Genomic DNA, 21,464 nt, shown 5'->3' on the forward strand with positions numbered 1-21,464 from the left:
AACTGCGGCATCATAAAGCAAATATTGATAATTTACATCCACACATTTTGCGCTACATTTCCTCTCAATCTGCTTATTACGGTATAACAATCACCGGAAAAACCGCCATTCTGTGCGCCCGGATTTTGGCAAATTCCGAAAAAGTGCGAGAATACAGGGAATTGTTGCTTAATACAGGACAGTCATGACGCTTTTACCTAAGTTTTCAGCCTCACTTTTACACCCTCGTTTTTGGCCCACCTGGTTTGGAATGGGTTTGCTGTGGCTGGTCGTTCAGCTCCCCTATCCGGTCATTTATCGCCTGGGGTATGGCATTGGGCATCTGGCTAAACGTGTGATGAAACGACGCGTGAAAATCGCCGAGCGCAATCTTGAACTCTGTTTTCCGCAGATGAGCGCCGAAGAACGGCAGCGTATGGTTGCCAAAAATTTTGAGTCAGTCGGCATGGGCGTCATGGAAACGGGCATAGCCTGGTTCTGGTCCGATCGCCGAATGGCACGCTGGATGGATGTTTCCGGTTTTGAATATGTTCGCGACGTACAGGCGCAAGGGCGCGGCATTTTGCTGATTGGCGTGCATTTTCTCACCCTGGAAGTTGGCGCCCGTATGTTCGGTATGAATGAGCCGGGTATCGGTGTCTACAGACCGAACGACAATCCGGTTATCGATCTGGTGCAGACCTGGGGCCGCATGCGTTCCAACAAGAGTATGATCGACCGAAAAGATCTTAAAGGAATGATCCGCGCGCTGAAAGCAGGCGAGGTTGTCTGGTATGCGCCGGACCACGATTACGGCCCACGGGCCAGCGTTTTCGCCCCTTTCTTTGCCGTTGAGCAGGCAGCGTCCACTTCCGGCACCTGGATGCTGGCGCGGATGTCTCAGGCTGCTATTGTACCGTTTGTTCCGCGTCGTAAGCCGGATGCAAAAGGCTACGAGCTGATCATGCTGGAACCGGAATACTCTCCGCCGCTTGACGATGCAGAAACAACAGCCGCCTGGATGAACAAAGTCGTGGAACGCTGCATCATGATGGCTCCCGAGCAGTATATGTGGCTACATCGCCGCTTTAAAACCCGCCCGGAAGGCGTCCCTTCTCGTTACTGAACACCTGAATAGCCTGCATTTGCGGGCTTTTTTTCATCATACAAAAATCGTCCTGCGCATTGCAGCAACCATCACCTGGGCGCATAATTAGCATGCTTATCAATTTCCCTTATGCGCGCGTTGCAACAACGCTGTACGGATGGTTATGTCATCTTCTGATGCCCCAATAAACTGGCAACGTAATCTTACCGTTGCCTGGTTTGGTTGTTTTCTTACTGGCGCGGCCTTCAGCCTGGTCATGCCCTTTCTGCCGCTGTATGTTGAGCAACTCGGCGTGACCGATCCGGGTGCGCTGAATATGTGGTCCGGGCTGGTGTTCAGTATTACCTTCCTTTTTTCAGCTATCGCTTCGCCGTTCTGGGGCGGGCTTGCCGACCGTAAAGGGCGCAAAATTATGTTGCTGCGGTCGGCGCTGGGCATGGCGATTGTCATGGCGCTGATGGGCATGGCGCAAAATGTCTGGCAGTTTTTAGTTTTGCGCGCGCTTTTAGGTTTATTGGGTGGATTTATCCCGAACGCGAATGCTTTGATTGCGACACAAATCCCGCGCAATAAAAGCGGCTGGGCACTCGGCACCCTTTCCACCGGTGGCGTCGGCGGTGCGCTGCTTGGGCCGCTGGCAGGCGGTCTTCTCGCCGATAATTGGGGTCTGCGGATGGTCTTCTTTATCACAGCGTCAGTACTGTTCCTCTGTTTCCTGCTGACACTGTGCTGTATCCGGGAGAATTTTGTCCCGGTGGCAAAACGCGAAATGCTGCACTTCAAAGAGGTTTTTGCCTCGTTGAAAAGCCCAAAACTGGTGCTGAGCCTGTTTATCACCACGATGATTATTCAGGTGGCAACCGGCTCCATTGCGCCGATTCTGACGCTGTATGTGCGCGAATTGACGGGTAACGTCAGCAATATCGCGTTTATCAGCGGCATGATTGCGTCGGTGCCAGGCGTCGCGGCACTGATGAGCGCTCCTCGTCTGGGAAAACTGGGCGATCGCATCGGCCCGGAGAAGATCCTGGTGGCCGCGCTGGTGATATCCGTGCTGCTGCTGGTGCCCATGTCATTGGTACAAACGCCCTGGCAACTGGCGATTCTGCGTTTCCTGCTCGGCGCTGCCGATGGTGCGCTACTCCCGGCGGTGCAGACGCTGCTGGTCTATAACTCGACCAACCAGATTGCCGGGCGCATCTTCAGTTATAACCAGTCATTCCGTGATATCGGCAACGTTACCGGGCCACTTATTGGTGCAGCGGTCTCCGCCAGCTACGGGTTCCGCGCAGTCTTTTGTGTAACCGCAGGCGTGGTGCTTTTTAATGCCGTCTATTCCTGGTTCAGCTTACAGCGCCCTGCACGTTCTCACGCTGAAACGCCCACTTCCACCGCATCCGTGGTCAGCAGTAAAGAGTGATCGGTTACAGAGCGGGTCCCCCTGCTCTGCCGCCCTTTCATAATGATCAATTTCTGTTAAATATCTGATTACCTCAGCCATCATTTGACGCTGGCGAAACCAGCGACTATAGATTTTTGCAGATACTTTTTCTGCAACTTGAGGAGTTTTTCCATGGCTGAATCCGAACTGGAGTATTACTCAACACTGTCTGAAGCAATTGATGCCGCACGGGAAATTTTTATTGCCAATAATCCAGATATTGATGAAGACGAGATCAGCGTGCAGCAATTTAATGCGCAAAAGTATGTTCTTCAGGATGGCGATATCGCCTGGCAGGCTGAGTTCTTTGCCGATGAGGAGGAGCCAGGAGAGTGTCTGCCGATGCTCAGTGGCGAAGCCGCGCAAAGCGTGTTCGACGGCGATTTCGACGAGATCGAAATAAGCCAGGAGTGGCAGGAAGAGAACACGCTGCACGAATGGGACGAGGGCGAGTTTCAACTTGAACCGCCGCTCGATACCGAAGAGGGTCAGACTGCGGCAGACGAATGGGACGAGCGCTGATCACTCATAGGGGCCGTGATGCGCATCCAGTGGCAACAGTAAGGTGTCGAACACCAGTGAAAAAGGCAGATCGAGTACAGTAATATAGCGCCACGCCGAATCACGAACATCCCATTGCACGCCGGGATAGTACTGATTTCCGTGGCCCTGCCCCGGGATAGTCCGACTGATAATGCTGCCGCAGCCGCTTAATAAACAGGCCATTACGACAACCAGAATAACTCTCACACCTGACCTCATCTTGCTGTTTGCAGAGTAAAAAAATACCGGCTCGGTGGCCGGTATTTTCCTTAATGTCGGCTTATTTCGCCTTCAACGCCAGCGGGTTTAGCTTCAGCTCTTCGTAATGGTTTACCCAGGAGAGATATCTCTCAGGTGCGGACCATACGCGATAGTGCAGTCGCGAAAGCGTCACGGGATCGCTTAGCAGCACCAGGCGACGATCGCGGTTCAGCTTCTCAGGCGTTTCGTTCAGCGCCTGCTCAACGTGACGATCGCGGGCAATTTCCAGCACGCGGCTGGAGCGGTGACGCGCAGTTGCCATTGCTGTTGCCAGCGCATTGAAAGAAGGATTAAACACCGCGTGCATAAACCCATCCTCCAGCGAACGCGAGCGGTTCAGCTCCAGATAGTTATCGGTATCCACCAGCACCTGCGGCGGCGAATACTCTTCCGGAATGAGGAACAGCTTCCAGCGTTTCGTACGCAAACCTACCGTGGAGCGACTGGAGATCACTGATACAAATGGCGACAGAATCAGCGAGAACACAATCGGCGCCAGCCAGAACAGGAAACGCAGATCCAGCCACGCCATTCCCACGGCCCATACCAGCCCCAGCAGTAACTGCGAGCCGTGACGCATAAAGGCTTCGCCCCACGGCGTGGAGTCATCATCACGCTGCGGCGAATTCCACACCACTTCCCAGCCGAGGAAGGCGCTGACAACAAATACAGTGTGGAACAGCATGCGCACGGGTGCCAGCAGAACTGAGAACAGCACTTCCAGCAGCAACGAGATCGTTACACGGAAGAAGCCGCCATACTCTTTCGGCCCTTTACACCATACCAGAATGATACTTAGCAGTTTCGGCAGGAACAGCAGCACCATTGTCGAGGCAAACAGCGCGATAGCCAGCTCAGGACGCCACTGCGGCCATACCGGGAACAACTGGCGCGGTTGCAGGAAGTACTGCGGCTCCGTCAGGGCATGCACCACCTGCAACGCCGTGGAGAGCGCAAGAAACATAAACCACAACGGTGCAGAAAGGTAGGACATCACGCCCGTCAGGAACACTGCGCGGTGTACCGGGTGCATACCTTTTACCAGGAACAGACGGAAGTTCATCAGGTTGCCATGGCACCAGCGACGGTCGCGTTTCAGCTCATCGAGCAGGTTCGGCGGCAGCTCTTCATACGAACCCGGCAGGTCATAAGCGATCCAGACGCCCCAACCCGCACGACGCATCAGCGCCGCTTCCACGAAGTCGTGCGACAAAATGGAACCGGCAAAAGAGCCTTCACCCGGCAGCGGTGCCAGGGCACAGTGCTCGATAAACGGCTTCACGCGGATAATCGCGTTGTGCCCCCAGTAGTGGGATTCCCCTAACTGCCAGAAGTGCAGCCCCGCAGTAAACAGCGGCCCGTAAACACGGGTGGCAAACTGCTGACAGCGTGCGTACAGCGTATCCATACCGGACGCTTTCGGCGACGACTGGATGATCCCAGCATTCGGATTGGCCTCCATCAGGCGCACCAGACCGGTCAGACATTCGCCGCTCATCACGGAGTCTGCGTCCAGCACCACCATGTAGCTGTACTGGCTGCCCCAGCGACGGCAGAAGTCATCAATGTTGCCGCTTTTACGTTTCACGCGACGACGGCGACGGCGATAGAAGATCTGCCCTTCACCCTGCACTTCCGCGATCAGCTCCATCCACGCTTTCTGCTCAGCAACGCAGATATCCGGGTTATAGCTATCGCTGAGGATATAGACGTCGAAATGCTGTTGCTGCCCGGTAGCTTTAACCGATTCCCAGGTCGCACGCAGCCCCGCAAAAACGCGATCCACGTCTTCGTTACAGATAGGCATAATCAACGCGGTACGATGTTCCGGGTTAAGCGGCTCATCACCCACCGTTGAGTGCGAAATGCTGTACTTGTCGCGGCCGATAAGCAGTTGCAGGAAGCCCATCAGCGCCGTCCAGAAACCGGCGGATACCCAACAGAACAGGACGGCGAACAGGATCAGAATGCCGGTTTGCAGCACGTACGGCAGCAACTGCATAAAGGAAACCCACAGATCCTGGCCCGCCATATCGGTCGGGTTGATCAGCGCCCAGCCCTGATAAGGCAGGATGGTTTTCATATACCAGGTCGCCACCACCGTCTGCGCCAGCGTCAGCAGCAGTAAAATATAACGGCGGATTGAGCCGACAGTACGCCATTTCTGTTCGTGTGCCTGCTCTTCTTTCGTCAGACGAGAAAGATAACGCGGAGCCACTTCCCGTCCACGAAGGCGATCCCAGAAACGCCCGATAGGGTTGGTACGCCACGGATCGGGAAACATGGAAGAACGCTTCGCTTTCGGCATTGCCTGAAGTTGCGCACGCCCTTCTTCATCCTTAATAAGCTGCTCTTTGCCCAGTGAATCCGGCCAGCTATGCTGCAAGCGCGCCGTCACAGAACCCAACGGCGTATCGTCTTCACGTTTCCAGTCTGTGTGTTCAGCATCCAGCGCCTGATGCACGCTAAGAATACTCTCTGTCGGCAGCACTGCCTTCTCCGCATCCGTGAGCGGCAGCGCGTCGATATACTCAGTTGTCTTATTCATTGGCAGGTAGCTGATAGCTCCAGGTTTCACTCAGGGTCTGGTCGGCATTTACCAGGGCCGCGCGCATATCCGTCGTTTTCTTCGGATCTTTAACTTTCACGCGTAACATCAAACGCCAACCTTGCGTCACTGGATTATAGCGAACGGTGTTTTCCACGATTTCGCCGTTATCGCCAATGCTGGCTTGCGCGGTGACTGGGGTGTCCTGCGGCAGTTTTTTCATATCCTGGCCGGTGAAATCGACGACAAAGGCGATCGTTCCGTCAGGCTGACGAATCAGGTTCGACTGTTTTACATCACCGGTCGAACGACGAGTTTGCAGTACCCAGGCGTTGTCTGGCGCATGCAGTTTATCTTCGTCGCGACTAAAGGTGATGGTGTATTTAAAGTTCATCTCCTTGCCTGGTTCCGGCAGTTGATCCGGTGTCCAGTAGGCTACGATGTTATCGTTGGTTTCGTCATTGGTCGGAATTTCAACCAGCTCAACTTTCCCTTTGCCCCACTCGCCTTTCGGCGTAACCCATGCGCTCGGACGCAGATCGTAGCGGTCATCAATGTCTTCAAAACGGGAGAACTGACGGCCACGCTGCAGCAGGCCAAAGCCCTGCGGGTTTTCCATCGCATAGCTGCTGACAGCCAGGTGTTTCGGGTTGTTCAACGGGCGCCAGATCCACTCGCCGTTGCCGGCAAGCATCGACAGACCGTTAGAATCATGCAATTCCGGGCGGTAGTTGGTCGCCGGAGAGGGTTGCGACGGACCGAACAGGAACATACTGGTCAGCGGCGCAACACCCAGTTTGCCCACTTTATCGCGCAGGTAAACTTTGGATTGCACATCCACTACAGTATCGCGTCCAGGGATAATCACGAAGCGATAGGCTCCCGTGGCGCGCGGTGAATCCAGCAATGCGTAAATCGTCAGGCGTTTATCGGCAGGCTTGGGACGCTCGATCCAGAATTCACGAAAACGTGGGAACTCTTCGCCGGAGGGGAGCGCAGTATCAATCGCCAGACCGCGCGCGGAGATCCCATAAACCTGACCTGCGCCAATCACGCGGAAGTAGCTTGCGCCCAGCATGCTGACGATTTCATCGTTTTTATCTTTATTATTGATGGGGTAAAGAACTTTGAAACCAGCAAAACCAAGATCTTTTACAGTGTCTTTATCGTGCTGAACGTTACCAAAATTAAAGTAGTCCGGGCTGTATTTAATTTGGCGAACGGCGGTAGCGGTCACTTCGTTGAGGGTCACCGGCGTATCGAAATACATGCCCTGATGATAAAACTCAAGCTTAAACGGGGTGTTGGTCGCGTTCCAGTAGGCTTTGTCGTGGTTGAACTGAATCTGCTGATAGTCCGCGTATTTCATGTCACGGAAAACAGAGGGCAGATTGCTCTTGGGTGCTTCATAGCCTTTGCCAGCCAGGGATTGTGCCTGTTTTGCGACATCGTCAATAGAAAAAGCCCAGCCTGATGACGTATAAAGTGACAACAGAACCGCAGCGCCTACCCAACGCATTTTCATCATTTGTAATTTAGGTTTCATAATAACTAAGCACTTCCCCCTTTGTGTGCTTAAATCGATCCGATCCATTTTAATGGAAACTCAGCCAATCCGACAACTGAATCCCTGTATTGTTCTGCCTGCTGGCTCATTGAATAAGCAAAGAAACTCACCCTTATCGTTTTGCAGGCTTATCCTGGAGACAGGTTATCGGACATAGTGTAGGGTTAGTTTCGAATGTAACCATTATTTGTCTTATGGATAAGGCGAAAAGTCTTAGAATGCCCGGAGTTATATGGCCAGAGTACCCGCACAACGAGAATATTTCCTTGATTCCATCCGCGCGTGGTTAATGCTGCTTGGGATCCCGTTCCACATCTCGCTGATTTATTCCAGCCATATGTGGCACGTTAACAGTACCTATCCTTCCTGGTGGCTGACCCTGTTTAATGACGCTATTCATGCGTTTCGCATGCAGGTGTTTTTTGTCATATCCGGTTATTTTTCATACATGCTATATCTGCGTTATCCGCTTAAACGCTGGTGGATGGTGCGCGTTGAACGTGTCGGTATACCGATGCTCACCGCAATTCCGCTGCTCACGTTGCCGCAATTTATTATGTTGCAATATGTGAATAACAATACCACGGAATGGCGCACCTTATCGGCGTATGACAAATTCAATACGCTGTCGTGGGAACTGATATCTCATTTATGGTTCCTGTTAGTACTCGTCATATTAACAACGGTTGGCATGTGGTTGTTTAAAAAAATAAAAAACAATGCCGATCGCCTACTTGGTTCTATTTCACTCGGTACGCTTTCCCTCTGGTTCCTGCTGCTGGGCATTGCCTGGGCCGCATTTCGGCGCATTATTTTTCTGTTGTATCCCGATATATTGCGCGATGCGCTGTTTAATTTCGCCGTCATGCAGTCGCTGTTTTACATTCCTTTCTTTATCCTTGGTGCGCTGACTTTCATAAATCCGCGGCTAAAATCACTTTTTACCACGCCGTCACCGTGGTGCATGGTTGGCTCAGCGCTGGCGTTTGTTGCTTATCTGCTTAACCAACGCTATGGCAGCGGCGATGCGTGTATGTATGAAACCGAAGCGGTAATTACCATGCTGCTGGGGCTGTGGATGGTGAATGTGGTGTTCTCGCTGGGGCACCGGTTGCTTAATTTTCAGTCGGCGCGGGTGAGTTATTTTGTCAATGCGTCGCTGTTTATTTATCTGGTACACCATCCCCTGACGCTGCTCTTTGGTGCATGGATCACTCCACATATTCAGTCCAACGCGTTAGGTTTTGTCACCGGACTGGTATTCGTCATTGGGATTGCGGTTTTGCTGTATGAAATTCACTTGCGCATTCCGCTGCTGCGTTTTCTCTTCTCCGGTAAACCGCAGGAGAAAGAGGTGAAAACCCACGCTACCGCCCGTTGATTTCGCAGGCTGCTCCTGGAGTAGCCTGCGCTTGCCCTATTTTGCAGGTTCTTCGCCCTGCTGTGTTAATAATCGCTGGTAAAGGTGCGCCGTTTCGCCATCAAAGCAGACAAACAAGACCTGCTGTAGCTGAGGGCGTCGGATCAAATGTGCAGACACCGTGTTGACCGCGATCTCTGCCGCCGCCGCTTTCGGATAGCCATACACACCAGTACTTATCGCCGGGAAAGCGATCGTGGTGTAGCCGTTCGCTTCAGCCAGCAACAGACTGTTGCGGTACGCATCCTCCAGCAGATGAGCTTCGTGTTCACCGCCGCCGCGCCACACAGGGCCAACCGTGTGGATCACCGCTTTAGCGCGCAGATTTCCCGCCGTGGTGATCACCGCATGCCCCGGAGGGCACTCCCCTTGTTGCTGACGCACCTGCTGACACGCCTTCAACAACTCCGGTCCTGCCGCGCGATGAATAGCGCCATCAACACCGCCGCCGCCAAGTAGCGACGAGTTTGCGGCATTAACAATGACATCAACCTCGAGAGTAGTGATATCTCCCTGAAGTACCTGCATACGTGGCTGCATTTTTGCCCCCTTTTTCGGTCAATCAACCGCCTTTCCGGTAAGTGTATCCTGGAGCGGGGGCAACATGCAGGCACAATCAGTGATAACTGATAACGACAATAGCCTTTGAATGCTCTGGATCGAGATAGTGCATCTCGACTTTCGCCAGAGATGCAAAAGACTGCCCGGCAATGTCACGCAGCGAAAATTGCTGCGTTTCGACCTTTTGCCCCTGCGGGCAAGAGAGCTCCAGTTGCTGCGAGTGGGTACGATAATCGCAACCACCTTCAACAATTGCACCCTGGAAATGAATGATCCCACCTGGCGTAGCAGCGCCGACAGAAGTGGTAGATAAAAGGATAATGAGAGACAGGAATGTCATAAAAAGCCGCATAAACACCTCACAGATTACTCATCCTTGATGGTGGGAGTCAGATATTCCACCTACCTGACTCATCGGCATTTTTAATTAATCTCTTTAATAGTTTAGCGTACAAAACGCACTGTTGCGGGCTAGCAGGCTGTTTTTATAAGATTTTTTATTGATGCGATTTATACTTTTTCTTGCTCGTTTAGCAAAGGCTGCGCACGGCGAGCAGCGATCCACAGGCCGCTATTTTTCATGGCGTAACCGAAAAGCAGCCCGACGGCCAGCGAAGGCACAATCATCCGCCACTCACTCTGCCCGGCAAACGTCGCGCAGGCACCAATAAAAGTGCCCGGTACAAAAGAGAGCAGCAAACTTTTGGCCTGCAAACACATCAGGAATGCCACCACGCCGGTCATCATATAGCCGACGATCGACAAATGCGGTGCCAGCGCTGCGCCATGAATAATCACTTGTGCCCAGACAACACCGCTCATGACGGTACAGGTGGAGATCAGTAGCCCTTTCAACCCGCCCTGCGGGCAGGCGAAATAAGCCGTACATCCGAGAAAGCCCGCCCAGCTAATCAAGCCGAGGGAAACGGCCACCCAGCCCCAAAGGCCAGAGAGGATACCCGTCGTCAGTGCAATAGAAAGGAGAATGTTCATGGCGCGCATCATAGCAGATGCGCACCGGGGTTATGTGACCACAAGCACATTAATTGAAACGATGAATTATGCGTTACATTTTATTGGTGATATGCATCACATTATTCGGCAGATTCTTCCTGCAATTCATCCCACATTGCTGCAATCGCATCTCGCGAGAGTGGTGCCATTGTGCGCCAGAACGGCGTGGTCGCGTGGGCTTCCACCTTACCGAAGAACGTGCCACACCACGGCAGCAGATAGTCTGCGAACAGGGTTTCCAGCGCTTCGCTTTCATCCTCAGCCGACTGGTCTTCCAGCCAGGAGGCTGCCAGCAGCAATGTACCAATATGATCGGCTGGCGCATCGGTTAACGGCATGCCACGGCTCGACAAAAATGAACGGACTTCAGCTTCTGTAGCGCCATCCACCCAGGCGCTGCGAAACGGCGACACCCGGCACTCTTCGCCGACAAACAGCGCGTTGTAATCGGCAGCCAGCGCCTGCGCATCGCAGTTTTTTTGCAGGCGCTCCAGCAATTCATCCTGCTCCAGGGGCCAGCTTTCCGCCAGTTTCCCCTCTCGGATCAGGGTGTACAGCGGCACCAGCAGCGGATCCTGCGGCTGACGATAAAACAGCGAGCCAAGTACGCGGCAAAGGATAGAAAATTCGTTCATTCAGTTGTTCCAGTCAGTATTTAAAGTTCAGCAAATTCAGCAATCGGCGCCATGCCGCGGGACTCAAGGAAACTCAGCAGGCGACGCGGTGAGACGTTCAGAATACGTTCTTCCGGGAAACCGACATCATCGAGTACCTTACGGCATTCAGTGAAATCACCCAGCGTAAACGCGGTGTGAGAATCCGATCCCAGCGCAACCCAGCCGCCAGCATCACGCACCGCGGCAGCAATCGCACGGCAGTTATCTTCACTACCTTTGCGTGAGTGCATAAAGGAAGAGTTGTTAATCTCCAGCGCCACCTGATATTTCGCGGCAGCTTCCGCGATTGCAGGAATATCAACCTCAAATTTCGGGTTGCCGGGATGGCTGATAATGTGAACGTTGCCGCTGGCCATTGTGGCAATCATCGCCTGCGTATGCGCGGCTTTATCCTGCGGTGGAAAGACCGGTTCATGGAAACCGGCAATGATCAGATCGAGTGATGACAGCATCGGGCCGGTGCAGTCGATCTCACCATCGGTGTTTTTAATGTTGGCCTCAATACCGCGCAAAATCCCCACGCCATCCACCAGACGCGGCCAGATGCGCATATTGACGAAGTGCCAGTAATGCGGCGCATCCGCCATATCCGGGCCGTGGTCAGTAATGGCAAACAGTTTGATGCCTTTGCTTTTTGCTTCGGCAATATAATCATGAAGCGTGCTATAAGCATGGGTGCTGGCGACGGTATGCATATGCAGGTCAACGGGGTACATGGCTCACTCCTGTCGTTATTTTTTGCAAGGATAGCAGTTATCGGTGTCGATTTTAATGACAAAACCCGGCCGGGCCGGGCTTTCATTAATAACCCCGAACTCTGTCAACGCGCCCGCTGACGGTTTCTCCGCGCTCCAGTTTGCCAATAGTGTGGCCGATAAACTCAATGGCTTCGGTTGGTCTCGTGAACGCCGCAATGTGCGGAGTCATTGCCACACGCGGATGCGCCCACAGCGGATTATCAGCAGGGAGCGGCTCGCGGCTGAACACATCAAGCATCGCGCCCTTCACCTTTCCGCTCTCCAGCGCCGCCAGCAGATCGGCTTCAACAACATGGACGCCGCGTGCCAGGTTCATCACGTAACTGTGGTCGGCAAGTTGATTAAGCAGTGACTGATTAATAAGACCAACCGTTTCCGGCGTATTCGGCAGCAAGTTGATCAGCACACGCGTGCCCTGCAAAAAATCGCCCAGTTCTTCAGGGCCAGCAAAACTTTGTACACCAGGCAGCGACTTACGGCTGCGGCTCCAGCAACGCACCGGAAATCCCCACGGCAGCAGGCTTTCCGCGACTTTTGAACCCAACACACCCGCACCAAGAATACCGACAGTGAAATCGCCGTGCGCATACTCTTCCAGTTGCTGCCATCTGGACTGCTGTTTTAACGCCTGATAATCATCAAAACGCCGGAACCAATGCAGCACCTGGCTTACCGCATACTCTTGCATTTGCGATCCCATCCCGGTGTCTTCCAGGCGGAATAGCGGAATATCATCAGCCAGCATCCCCGGGTTGGCGCTGAGCTGACCAAGAATGGCATCAACCCCGGCGCCAAGCGCAAACACCCCTTTCAGTTTACGTCCTTTAAGCATTTCGACAGGGGGATGCCACACCAGGGCATAATCCGCCGGGGCATTATCGCCTGCCGTCCATGCACGCACATTCACCTGCGGCATCGCCTTACGCAGCGCGTTAATCCAGTATTCGCTATTAAAGGAAGGGTGATAAAAAATAATGTCCATTCCAACTCCAGAAATCGTTGTGATGTATCCGGATAATTCCCGGTTCTATTGGGTATTTTAAAAGGGTGATCAGCATAACAAATTTCTCCTGTACGCCGCGGAGAAAGTACCGTGATGAGAAAAAAAGCGATTTCAGAACGTTTAAGAAGCAGGTTGTTTGAAGTTTGTCTAAACACGCTAATTTATTGAAAAAGAAGATTGACGCCGCAATGGCTTTTCCCTACATTAGCGCCCGTCCCGATGACATCGGGAAGACAATGTGGTGAGGTGTCCGAGTGGCTGAAGGAGCACGCCTGGAAAGTGTGTATACGGCAACGTATCGGGGGTTCGAATCCCCCCCTCACCGCCATCATTTCAGACGAGAGCCTGTACGAAAGTACGGGCTTTTTTCTTTTATATTCTCCCTTCCTGGGGGGATGAGAATCCCCGACCGGGGTTCGACAACGGGCAACTGCCCGTTGGACAGACCACGAATAACAGGAGTGGGCTGCCCGCACAAAAACGCCGGGAGCGTTTTTGAACAACGCCTGCGTTGGCCCCGAAGGGCCGAGTAACGGCGAGCGAAGCGAGTCAATCCCCCCACTCTCCCTTCCAATGCCGATTAAACATCAGAAATGGCGTCGACACCTTATATAACCGTGGTTTTAGCCATCTCCTGCCCTGGCTTCGCGCCGGAACGCCAGGCGACAGCGACGCTTTACCCGGACTACATTTCTGGTCAAATTTTTGGTCCAAAATCCGCCATTGCTCACACCTTAAGCGAACAGCCATCAATGCGGAAAATATGCTTGACCGTTTCAGTGCAACTCCCTATAGTAGCGCCCCGTTGCCCCCCAAGTGGCGGCAGCAATACAATGTGGTGAGGTGTCCGAGTGGCTGAAGGAGCACGCCTGGAAAGTGTGTATACGGCAACGTATCGGGGGTTCGAATCCCCCCCTCACCGCCATCATTCAAAGAAGAGCCCGCATGCAAATGCGGGCTTTTTTTTCGCATGTCGCACATGCTATCCACAAACTGCACTCAACAATCGCAAAAAACATCCTCATTTCAGCTCAGAAGAAAACCCTCTGACCTTGCTCACTTTGTTTCTCCCACAGCTATCACCGGTGCATTACTATGGCGTTCCATGAGCGAAAAAGAGTGCCGTAATGAAAGAACGCAATAGCGTAAGTGGGAAATTAACCCTGCTGGCCATCATTGGCGATCCCATTGCGCAAGTACGCGCCCCTTTGATGATCAATGCCGCCATGGAAGAGCGACACATCCCGGATACACTGATGGTTCCTTTGCATGTTGCGCCTGGCAATGTGCAGCAAGCGATTGAGGGACTGAAAGCTGTGCAGAATTTCGCTGGCGCCATCATCACCATGCCGCATAAAAAAGAGGTTATGCGCTTCCTTGACTCAACGAGTACCGCGGCAGCACATTGCGGTGCCTGCAATGTCATCCGCCGTGACCAGCACGGGAAAATCCATGGCACAATGCTGGATGGCGAAGGTTTTGTCGCCAGTCTGCTGGAGCGGGATATTGCCGTTGGGCAAAAGAAAATCTATCTGGCAGGAACCGGTGGCGCAGGTACGGCGATCGCACATGCGTTGGCTGCTCATCAGGTTGCAGAATTGATTATCTATAACCGCACCGTCAGCCGGGCTGAAGCACTTATCCGTGAATTGTCGGTTTTCTATCCGCAGGTGCAGTTTCGGTTGGGCAACGATAAACCCGCAGAGGTTGATATTGCCATTAATGCCACCTCCGTTGGCATGGGCGGGACGCAAGAACTCCCCTTCTCGCTTATGGCGCTCAACCCGCAGTCTGTGGTCTGCGATATCATTATTTTCCCGGAGACAACGGCGTTGCTCGCTGCGGCACAGCAGCGCAATTTATGCACACACTCTGGACGGGCCATGCTCGCCGCGCAGATTACATTGATGCTTGAATTTATGCTACATGGCAAAAAGGCATAAAAAAGCCCGGCAAGCCGGGCTCTTCCATTGAGATAGCATCAATCATAAGCCAGCAGTGTGCGCTGGCAGAGAGCGGAGCGTACGCAGTCATCTTTGTTAAAGCGCACCACGCCAATCATCTCATCTTCCTCAAAACGCGCCAGTGCATCGCTCAGCCCCGATTTAACACCGGAAGGTAGGTCGCACTGGGTGATATCGCCGTTGACAATCACCGTCACGTTTTCCCCGAGGCGTGTCAAAAACATCTTCATTTGCGCAGCGGTGACATTCTGAGCCTCATCAAGAATAACGACCGCATTTTCAAAGGTACGTCCGCGCATATAGGCGAACGGCGCGATTTCCACCTTACCAATCTCTGGGCGCAGGCAGTATTGCATAAAGGACGCGCCAAGGCGTTTAACCAGCACGTCATAGACGGGCCGGAAATAGGGCGCGAACTTCTCCGAAATATCGCCGGGTAAGAAGCCAAGATCTTCGTCAGCTTGCAGGACCGGCCGGGTAACAATAATCCTTTCCACGTCCTTATGGATCAGCGCTTCCGCCGCTTTCGCCGCGCTAATCCACGTTTTTCCGCATCCCGCTTCACCAGTTGCGAAGATCAGTTGTTTACTCTCGATAGCATTCAGGTAGTGCTCCTGAGCTTCATTGCGAGCGGCAATCGGAGAGGTATCACGGCTGTCCCGCGCCATGCCAATTGCTTCTACGCCACTCATCTGCACAAGCGAGGTGACCGACTCTTCTTCACGTTGTTTATGGCTGCGTGAATCACGTCTCAGCACGCGTTTCGCTTCACGACGAGCTTTGATCACTGCTTTTTGTCTTCCCATGGATAGCACCTTGAGTTGTTGGTTTACATCACGCGTATCTGTTTCGACACGACTATGCGCACAAACGTCTGAGGGTTGGCTTCCTTGTAAGCCTTGTCTTGCCTTTGAATATGATGTGGCTGAGCGACAGGCATCATCGCCGGTCACATCGTTGAAATCAGGTATGAACAAAGAGGAGGAAAATTCAGGGGCGAAGAAGTCGTTGCCGGAGGGGGTTTCTCCGTGCCGGGTCTTACGTGGTCTTTTTGAGTGTCCGCTACAGGACTTTACCATCCGCGATCTCCTGAAGAACTTCATCACCGCAGGGAAAAACGCTTTAAACTAATTACATCAAAACTTAGCATCATTGCAACATTATTTTTACCTACTCATAACGTGCAAGCGCCCTGCGTTGTTGCAAAGAGTCTCTGATATGAATATTACAGAAAGATAACAGATACTTTCTAATACGAAAAAATGATAGCTGGATGGCAGAAAAAGTATGTCGAAATGCAACGAATGACAGAATATCCTGCCCGCAGGCGGGCAGGATAGGATCTTTACGCTTCGAGCAGAGATTGGGCAAGATAGTGATTTGCGTCTTTCACCCCAGGCAAAACAAAGAAGTAGCCGCCGCCAATCGGACGGATATATTCCTCCAGCGCCTCGCCGTTAAGCCGTTTTTGCACCGTCAGGAAACCTTTTTCCAGATCGTGCTGATAACAGACAAACAGCAAGCCCATATCAAGTTGACCTGAGTTCGTCACCCCGAGCGAATAGCTATAGCCCCGGCGCATCATCAGGCTTGATTGTGTCTCTTTGGTACGCGGGTTCGCCAGACGAATGTGGCTGTCGAGCGCAATCACATCGCCGTCCGGATCTTTTGTGTAATCCGGAATATCGTGTTCTTGCTGCATCCCCAGCGGCGCGCCGGAGTGTTTATCACGCCCAAAAATCGTTTGCTGCTCTTTCAGCGGCGTGCGATCCCAGAACTCAACATGGAACTGGATAATCCGCACCGCCTGATAACTGCCACCAACAGCCCAGGCCGGTTCACCTTGATCGCCGGTGACCCAGACCACTTCATTCATCAACGCATTATTGCTGCTGTCCGGGTTGGCGGTGCCATCTTTAAATCCCAGCAGATTCACCGGCGTCTCTTTGCCTTTACTGCGCGCCGCATGATCGGAGATAAACCCCTCCCGCTTCCAGCGCACGCTGAGTAAATCCGGCGTGTGCTTAATGAGATCGCGCAGCGTGTGAATCACCGTATCCTGCGTATTGGCGCAAATCTGGATGAGTAAATCACCGTGGCACAATGCCGCATCCAGCGAATCATTGGGGAAGCGTTCCATCTTTTGCAGCTTTTTCGGCATCTGCGCCTGCAAGCCAAAGCGCGTATCGAACAGAGACTGACCCACTGAAACAGTGACCGTCAGGTTATCCGGCGAGATATACGACCCGAGAATACCGGAATCCATTGGCGGCAGCCGTGGGTTTGGCGTATCCGGTGCCGGACCGCCTGAAGTGAGAAAAGTGATGCGCTGTGTCAGTAAACGAAACAAACGTTCAAGATCGGCCTTATCCGCAGCCAGCACATCAAAAGCCACCAGCATCATTGACGCTTGCTGTGGCGTCAAAATCCCGGCCTGATGCGCCCCGAGAAAAGGCTGCTTTTCCATCCGCGAATCCGGCGACAGCGTCCCCGGCGCACTCTGCGGTTTTGCTGCATGGGCAACCGGACATCCGCCAGCAATTGCGAGCGCGCCTCCCAGCGCGCCCATCCCTTTCAGTAAACGGCGGCGCGAAGGTTCGCTGACGCCATGATCATCATGTTGCTTCATATTGTTAATCCAGCCCAAGCACGCCGCGCAGTTGCGCCAGATCTTCAGCCAGCGTGGTGATCGGCCCTTTCAGCGCATTACGGTCGGCGTCGGTCAGCTTGTCGTACGTCTCATAGCCATCTTTTGTGCGGTATTTCGCCAGAATGGTATCCACTTTCTTGAAGTTGGCATCGACTTTCGCCAGCAACTCCGCATTCTCTTTTTGCAGTTGCGGACGCAGCAGATTGACAATTTTCTGCGCGCCATCAACGTTGGCCTGGAAGTCCCACAGATCGGTGTGGCTGTAACGATCTTCTTCGCCGCTGATTTTGCTGGCTGCAACTTCTTCAATCAAATCGGCTGCACCGCCCACCACTTTTGAGGGCGGGAAAGCCAGTTCGTTAATGCGCGTTTGCAGATCCAGCACATCGCTGTTGAGCTGATCGGCATATTTGCCCATCTCTTTGGTGCTGTTATCGCCAAACAGGGCTTTTTCCAGGCGGTGGAAACCGGTGAACTTCGGATCTTCCGCTTTGTGCTCGTAATCATCTTCACGGGCATCAATCCTGCCATCCAGATCGGAGAAGAGTTCAGCAATCGGTTCGATACGTTCATAGTGCTGGCGAGTTGGCGCATACAGCGCTTTCGCTTTTTCAATATCCCCGGCTTTTACTGCATCGGTAAAGGCTTTCGTGCCGGAGACCAGTTGCGCGGTTTCCGCCACGACATAGGCTTTATAATCAGTAATGGCCCCGCTCAGGCTCAACAATGCATCGTCTTTTGCCGCATCCGCAGTTGCCGAGCCTTTGACCACCAGTTTCCCTTTCGGGTTGGTGAGCAGGCCGCAGGTCATATCATATTCGCCAGGTTGCAGATTGGCGGTCAGCTTCTGGCTGAATCCCGGCGCGATGTTTTCACGCTCTTCCACCACCATCACGCCTTTGAGAATCTCCCATTCCAGCGCTTTCTGGCTGTGGTTGATGATAATGAACTGCGTTTTGCCCGCGTTAACGGTCAGGTTCATCGGCTCACACTGCTTGTCCGTTACCGTGACCTTCACCTGCGGAACATCCGCAGCCTGTACCCCGAAAGCGCAAGACATCAGCGCCGCGATCCCTACCTGCAAAGCACTACGACGAAAATGAATAGCCATGACCCTTCCCTTAAATAAGTATGTTGTAACTACGAAGCTGTGCATATCCTCAGGAAGCCGCCTGCGAAGGCTGCGCTCTTGAGCGTGGAGGCAAAACAAATAGCACCAGCACCGGAATCAGGTAGGCAAAGTAGACAAAGACTTCGCTCACGCTCGGTGCTTCCTGATAACCAAAAATGCCTTCCAGCAAGGTGCCCGTCAGCGAATGCGTGGTAAGCACGTTGCTTAAATCGAAAGCCACATCCTGGAATTGATTCCACAAACCGGCTTCATGGAAAGCGCGGATAGCGCCCGCGGCCAGACCGGCGGCCACCAGCAGGATAAACAGGCTGGTCCATTTGAAAAACGCGCCGAGATTAAGGCGGATCCCGCCCCAGTAGAGCAGAAAGCCCAGCACCACGGCCGTTGCCAGCCCAAGTATTGCGCCAAGCGGCGGCCAGATACCGAGATCCTGCTGGAATGCCGCCAGCAGAAAGAATACCGATTCCAGCCCTTCACGCGCGACGGCGAAAAAAACCATCAAAATCAGCGCCCAGCCGTGATGATTACTGCGCGCCAGCGCGTTATCCACCGCCTGCTCAAGCTGCACTTTGACGTTGCGCGACACTCTGCGCATCCAGAACACCATCCAGGTAAGGATCACCACAGCAATCACCGCAACAATCCCCTCAAACAGCTCCTGCTCTTTTTGCGGAAACTCGCCGGTAGTTTCGTTGATGGCAATCCCCAGCCCCAGACAGAGCGTGGCGGCGAGGAAAACACCAATCCACATCACCCCGATCCAGCGTCCGCGCTGGGTGCGTTTCAGGTAGCTGGCAATCAGACTGACGATCAGCGCCGCTTCGAGGCCTTCACGCAACATAATAAGAAATGGAACAAACATGGAGAACGCCCCTGGTGTCATGTGCAGTCAACGGTTGCAAAGAAAAGTAAATTGCATTGATAGTGATTATCATTACGATAACGAGAAACTCAAGCGAAATATGACAAGAATAATAACTGAATGTAAACGGCTGGCAGGCTACCCCAGGCGAAGCGGCCCTTATGCAGAAGTGGTTGAAATAAAGCGATAACTTAGCTTACAAAGCATTAACTTTATGTTTACCGCATCTCGCGGCTATGGCTAAATACTCCCCCATTCACCTGCAAAATTAGAGATATGATTAACTTCCTACACTTTCTGCTGGCGCTGGCGGTGATCCTCGCACTCGCCTGGCTGGTAAGTTTCGACCGGCGGCAAATACGTTTTCGCTTTATTCTGCAATTGATCGTCATCGAAATGGCGCTGGCCTGGTTCTTCCTGCACGCGCAAAGCGGATTAACGCTGATTAAATATGTTTCCGGTTTCTTCGAAGTGCTGCTGAAATTTGCCGGTGAAGGCACGGGTTTTGTTTTCGGCGGCATGAGCGAAAAAGGGCTGGCATTTATTTTCCTTGGCGTGCTGTGTCCCATCGTTTTTATTTCAGCGTTGATCGGCATTTTGCAACACTGGCGGATCCTGCCTGTTTTCATTCGTCTGATCGGCACCCTGCTGTCGAAACTCAATGGTATGGGCAAGCTGGAATCCTTTAACGCCGTCAGTTCGCTGATTCTGGGTCAGTCCGAAAATTTCATTGCCTACAAAGGGATACTTGCCGACCTCTCTTCACGTCGCCTGTTTACCATGGCCGCCACGGCAATGTCGACGGTTTCGCTGTCGATCGTCGGCGCCTATATGACCATGCTGGATGCGAAATATGTGGTCGCCGCGCTGATCCTGAATATGTTCAGCACCTTTATTGTCCTGTCGATCATTAATCCCACGCGCCCGGAAGCGGAACCGGAAATTAAGCTGGAAAAACTCCACGAATCGCAAAGTTTCTTTGAGATGCTCGGCGAATATATTCTGGCTGGTTTCAAAGTAGCAATGATTATTCTGGCAATGCTGATCGGTTTTATCGCCCTGATTAGCGCCGTCAACGCCCTCTTCTCTGCGCTATTCGGTATCAGTTTCCAGCAAATTCTCGGCTATGTTTTCTATCCGCTGGCCTGGCTGATTGGCATTCCGCTCAGCGATGCGCTGCAGGCTGGCGGCATCATGGCCACCAAGCTGGTCGCTAATGAGTTTGTGGCGATGATCGAACTGCAAAAAATCGCCGCACAGATGACGCCGCGCGGATTGGGAATTTTGTCAGTGTTTCTGGTGTCATTTGCCAACTTTGCCTCAATTGGCATCGTCGCAGGCGCCATTAAGGGGCTGAATGAGCAGCAAGGCAATTCCGTCTCCCGCTTTGGCCTGCGCCTGGTCTACGGGGCAACGCTGGTGAGTCTGCTCTCCGCCGCTTTTGCGGGTGTTGTGCTGTAAGTGATTTACCCCTCTCCTGCGGGAGAGGGGCTTCAAATCAGAACTGAACGCAAACCGGCTGATCCACGCGCATCACCGATTCCTGCGCGAAACGCGATTTATAAATCTCGCGCAACGTATCAATTTTTGCGTCAGTTTGTGCGTCCACGCTGTGGATAAGCATCAGCGCCTTGCTCGGTTCCTTCGACACCTTCCCGTTGCTGCCCAGCCACTGCCCCTGGGCATCAAAAGCCGTCAGGCCATCACGAAAACGCGGTGTGACCTCGTTATCCACATACTGTTGCCACTCCTGAGCAGTAATCAATTTACCGCCCTGGCGGGTTAAACCGTAATAGAGCGTGGTTTGTTGCATTTGGTTTTCAACCTTGCAGGTTTGCGTGCTCACACTCTGTTTCGATGTTGGCGCCGCACAGCCCGCCAGCAAACCAGCAACCACAAGCGCGGTGAACCCTGTCTTTAACTTCATATTGCTATCCTCATTGTTATTTGTTCTGAGATAACAGCGTAATTACAAT

20 protein-coding genes and 2 tRNA genes are annotated in these 21,464 nt (G+C 53.0%); 8 read left to right on the forward strand and 14 right to left on the reverse strand.

Annotation, left to right across the window (positions count from 1 at the left end; translation table 11 throughout):
* The first annotated feature begins 184 nt into the window (after positions 1-184).
* The 3 genes from DK872_RS01880 to DK872_RS01890 all read left to right on the forward strand — a co-directional run bounded on the left by DK872_RS01880 (position 185) and on the right by DK872_RS01890 (position 3,050).
* Positions 185-1,105, forward strand: coding sequence for a Kdo(2)-lipid IV(A) acyltransferase (locus DK872_RS01880; RefSeq protein WP_035886206.1), 921 nt, complete (start codon positions 185-187; stop codon positions 1,103-1,105).
* Positions 1,106-1,250: 145 nt separating this feature from the next.
* Positions 1,251-2,507 (forward strand): multidrug efflux MFS transporter MdtG, encoded by a 1,257-nt coding sequence (mdtG, locus tag DK872_RS01885; RefSeq protein ID WP_007374452.1) that lies wholly within the window; start codon positions 1,251-1,253, stop codon positions 2,505-2,507.
* Between the two features lie 168 nt (positions 2,508-2,675).
* Entirely contained in the window at positions 2,676-3,050 is a 375-nt protein-coding gene (locus DK872_RS01890; RefSeq protein WP_090397623.1) for a MysB family protein, read from the forward strand.
* On the opposite strand, the gene DK872_RS01895 is transcribed toward DK872_RS01890, so the two are convergent.
* The 3 genes from DK872_RS01895 to mdoG form a co-directional block, all read right to left on the reverse strand.
* A complete protein-coding gene (locus DK872_RS01895; RefSeq protein WP_043953916.1) occupies positions 3,051-3,278 on the reverse strand; it encodes a YceK/YidQ family lipoprotein in 228 nt (75 codons plus the stop codon).
* Between the two features lie 73 nt (positions 3,279-3,351).
* On the reverse strand, positions 3,352-5,880 hold the full coding sequence (mdoH, locus tag DK872_RS01900) for a glucans biosynthesis glucosyltransferase MdoH (RefSeq protein ID WP_071920623.1): 2,529 nt from the start codon (positions 5,878-5,880) through the stop codon (positions 3,352-3,354).
* Positions 5,873-7,408, reverse strand: coding sequence for a glucans biosynthesis protein MdoG (gene mdoG, locus DK872_RS01905; protein ID WP_090397625.1), 1,536 nt, complete (start codon positions 7,406-7,408; stop codon positions 5,873-5,875). Before mdoG ends, mdoH begins: the two co-directional genes overlap by 8 nt.
* A 271-nt stretch (positions 7,409-7,679) precedes the next feature.
* Here mdoG and mdoC point away from each other — a divergent pair, with 271 nt between their 5' ends.
* On the forward strand, positions 7,680-8,828 hold the full coding sequence (mdoC, locus tag DK872_RS01910) for a glucans biosynthesis protein MdoC (RefSeq protein ID WP_161517981.1): 1,149 nt from the start codon (positions 7,680-7,682) through the stop codon (positions 8,826-8,828).
* A gap of 36 nt (positions 8,829-8,864) precedes the next feature.
* Here the strand turns inward: mdoC and ymdB are convergent, their stop codons facing one another.
* The 6 genes from ymdB to ghrA all read right to left on the reverse strand — a co-directional run bounded on the left by ymdB (position 8,865) and on the right by ghrA (position 12,859).
* Positions 8,865-9,407 (reverse strand): O-acetyl-ADP-ribose deacetylase, encoded by a 543-nt coding sequence (gene ymdB, locus DK872_RS01915; protein ID WP_007374446.1) that lies wholly within the window; start codon positions 9,405-9,407, stop codon positions 8,865-8,867.
* Between the two features lie 76 nt (positions 9,408-9,483).
* Complete coding sequence (locus DK872_RS01920; RefSeq protein ID WP_090397092.1) at positions 9,484-9,768, reverse strand: type 1 fimbrial protein; 285 nt, start codon at positions 9,766-9,768, stop codon at positions 9,484-9,486.
* 170 nt (positions 9,769-9,938) lie between these two features.
* A complete protein-coding gene (locus DK872_RS01925; RefSeq protein WP_202625915.1) occupies positions 9,939-10,421 on the reverse strand; it encodes a DUF1097 domain-containing protein in 483 nt (160 codons plus the stop codon).
* Between the two features lie 101 nt (positions 10,422-10,522).
* Positions 10,523-11,077: a molecular chaperone gene (locus DK872_RS01930; RefSeq protein ID WP_007374443.1), complete on the reverse strand. Its 555-nt coding sequence runs from the start codon at positions 11,075-11,077 to the stop codon at positions 10,523-10,525.
* A gap of 20 nt (positions 11,078-11,097) precedes the next feature.
* On the reverse strand, positions 11,098-11,835 hold the full coding sequence (locus tag DK872_RS01935; protein WP_007374442.1) for a phosphatase: 738 nt from the start codon (positions 11,833-11,835) through the stop codon (positions 11,098-11,100).
* An 85-nt stretch (positions 11,836-11,920) separates the two neighbouring features.
* Positions 11,921-12,859 carry a glyoxylate/hydroxypyruvate reductase GhrA gene (gene ghrA, locus DK872_RS01940; protein ID WP_072441006.1) on the reverse strand — a complete coding sequence of 313 codons (939 nt, stop codon included), beginning with the start codon at positions 12,857-12,859 and terminating at the stop codon, positions 11,921-11,923.
* A 261-nt stretch (positions 12,860-13,120) separates the two neighbouring features.
* Here ghrA and DK872_RS01945 point away from each other — a divergent pair.
* The 3 genes from DK872_RS01945 (at position 13,121) to DK872_RS01955 (ending at position 14,823) form a co-directional block, all read left to right on the forward strand.
* A tRNA-Ser gene (locus DK872_RS01945) sits at positions 13,121-13,208 on the forward strand.
* 509 nt (positions 13,209-13,717) lie between these two features.
* Positions 13,718-13,805: transfer RNA gene (locus DK872_RS01950), tRNA-Ser, on the forward strand.
* 202 nt (positions 13,806-14,007) lie between these two features.
* A complete protein-coding gene (locus DK872_RS01955) occupies positions 14,008-14,823 on the forward strand; it encodes a shikimate dehydrogenase (RefSeq protein ID WP_071920620.1) in 816 nt (271 codons plus the stop codon).
* 38 nt (positions 14,824-14,861) lie between these two features.
* On the opposite strand, the gene phoH is transcribed toward DK872_RS01955, so the two are convergent.
* The 4 genes from phoH to efeU all read right to left on the reverse strand — a co-directional run bounded on the left by phoH (position 14,862) and on the right by efeU (position 19,488).
* Positions 14,862-15,650, reverse strand: coding sequence for a phosphate starvation-inducible protein PhoH (gene phoH, locus DK872_RS01960; protein ID WP_007374351.1), 789 nt, complete (start codon positions 15,648-15,650; stop codon positions 14,862-14,864).
* 539 nt (positions 15,651-16,189) lie between these two features.
* Positions 16,190-17,473, reverse strand: coding sequence for an iron uptake transporter deferrochelatase/peroxidase subunit (gene efeB / locus DK872_RS01965; protein ID WP_149288918.1), 1,284 nt, complete (start codon positions 17,471-17,473; stop codon positions 16,190-16,192).
* Positions 17,474-17,477: 4 nt separating this feature from the next.
* Positions 17,478-18,605, reverse strand: coding sequence for an iron uptake system protein EfeO (gene efeO / locus DK872_RS01970; RefSeq protein WP_071920618.1), 1,128 nt, complete (start codon positions 18,603-18,605; stop codon positions 17,478-17,480).
* 49 nt (positions 18,606-18,654) lie between these two features.
* Positions 18,655-19,488, reverse strand: coding sequence for an iron uptake transporter permease EfeU (efeU, locus tag DK872_RS01975; RefSeq protein ID WP_071920617.1), 834 nt, complete (start codon positions 19,486-19,488; stop codon positions 18,655-18,657).
* A gap of 276 nt (positions 19,489-19,764) precedes the next feature.
* On the opposite strand from efeU, the gene DK872_RS01980 reads away from it, so the two are divergent.
* Positions 19,765-20,949 carry a NupC/NupG family nucleoside CNT transporter gene (locus DK872_RS01980; RefSeq protein ID WP_007374346.1) on the forward strand — a complete coding sequence of 395 codons (1,185 nt, stop codon included), beginning with the start codon at positions 19,765-19,767 and terminating at the stop codon, positions 20,947-20,949.
* Positions 20,950-20,986: 37 nt separating this feature from the next.
* Here DK872_RS01980 and DK872_RS01985 read toward each other — a convergent pair whose 3' ends face one another.
* Positions 20,987-21,415 carry a DUF3574 domain-containing protein gene (locus DK872_RS01985; RefSeq protein ID WP_072441011.1) on the reverse strand — a complete coding sequence of 143 codons (429 nt, stop codon included), beginning with the start codon at positions 21,413-21,415 and terminating at the stop codon, positions 20,987-20,989.
* Positions 21,416-21,464 lie beyond the last annotated feature (49 nt).

The sequence above is a fragment of the Kosakonia sp. MH5 genome (genome assembly GCF_009935945.1).
Classification (GTDB): domain Bacteria; phylum Pseudomonadota; class Gammaproteobacteria; order Enterobacterales; family Enterobacteriaceae; genus Kosakonia; species Kosakonia radicincitans.

What these genes read in the sequence shown, in the direction of transcription:
- DK872_RS01880 (WP_035886206.1), top strand. Translation starts at nt 185, where the DNA reads ATGACGCTTTTACCTAAGTTTTCAGCCTCACTTTTACACCCTCGTTTT.
- mdtG (WP_007374452.1), top strand. Translation starts at nt 1,251, where the DNA reads ATGTCATCTTCTGATGCCCCAATAAACTGGCAACGTAATCTTACCGTT.
- mdoH (WP_071920623.1), bottom strand. Translation starts at nt 5,880, where the DNA reads ATGAATAAGACAACTGAGTATATCGACGCGCTGCCGCTCACGGATGCG.
- mdoG (WP_090397625.1), bottom strand. Translation starts at nt 7,408, where the DNA reads ATGATGAAAATGCGTTGGGTAGGCGCTGCGGTTCTGTTGTCACTTTAT.
- mdoC (WP_161517981.1), top strand. Translation starts at nt 7,680, where the DNA reads ATGGCCAGAGTACCCGCACAACGAGAATATTTCCTTGATTCCATCCGC.
- ymdB (WP_007374446.1), bottom strand. Translation starts at nt 9,407, where the DNA reads ATGCAGCCACGTATGCAGGTACTTCAGGGAGATATCACTACTCTCGAG.
- DK872_RS01920 (WP_090397092.1), bottom strand. Translation starts at nt 9,768, where the DNA reads ATGACATTCCTGTCTCTCATTATCCTTTTATCTACCACTTCTGTCGGC.
- DK872_RS01925 (WP_202625915.1), bottom strand. Translation starts at nt 10,421, where the DNA reads ATGAACATTCTCCTTTCTATTGCACTGACGACGGGTATCCTCTCTGGC.
- DK872_RS01930 (WP_007374443.1), bottom strand. Translation starts at nt 11,077, where the DNA reads ATGAACGAATTTTCTATCCTTTGCCGCGTACTTGGCTCGCTGTTTTAT.
- DK872_RS01935 (WP_007374442.1), bottom strand. Translation starts at nt 11,835, where the DNA reads ATGTACCCCGTTGACCTGCATATGCATACCGTCGCCAGCACCCATGCT.
- ghrA (WP_072441006.1), bottom strand. Translation starts at nt 12,859, where the DNA reads ATGGACATTATTTTTTATCACCCTTCCTTTAATAGCGAATACTGGATT.
- DK872_RS01955 (WP_071920620.1), top strand. Translation starts at nt 14,008, where the DNA reads ATGAAAGAACGCAATAGCGTAAGTGGGAAATTAACCCTGCTGGCCATC.
- phoH (WP_007374351.1), bottom strand. Translation starts at nt 15,650, where the DNA reads ATGGGAAGACAAAAAGCAGTGATCAAAGCTCGTCGTGAAGCGAAACGC.
- efeB (WP_149288918.1), bottom strand. Translation starts at nt 17,473, where the DNA reads ATGAAGCAACATGATGATCATGGCGTCAGCGAACCTTCGCGCCGCCGT.
- efeO (WP_071920618.1), bottom strand. Translation starts at nt 18,605, where the DNA reads ATGGCTATTCATTTTCGTCGTAGTGCTTTGCAGGTAGGGATCGCGGCG.
- efeU (WP_071920617.1), bottom strand. Translation starts at nt 19,488, where the DNA reads ATGTTTGTTCCATTTCTTATTATGTTGCGTGAAGGCCTCGAAGCGGCG.
- DK872_RS01980 (WP_007374346.1), top strand. Translation starts at nt 19,765, where the DNA reads ATGATTAACTTCCTACACTTTCTGCTGGCGCTGGCGGTGATCCTCGCA.
- DK872_RS01985 (WP_072441011.1), bottom strand. Translation starts at nt 21,415, where the DNA reads ATGAAGTTAAAGACAGGGTTCACCGCGCTTGTGGTTGCTGGTTTGCTG.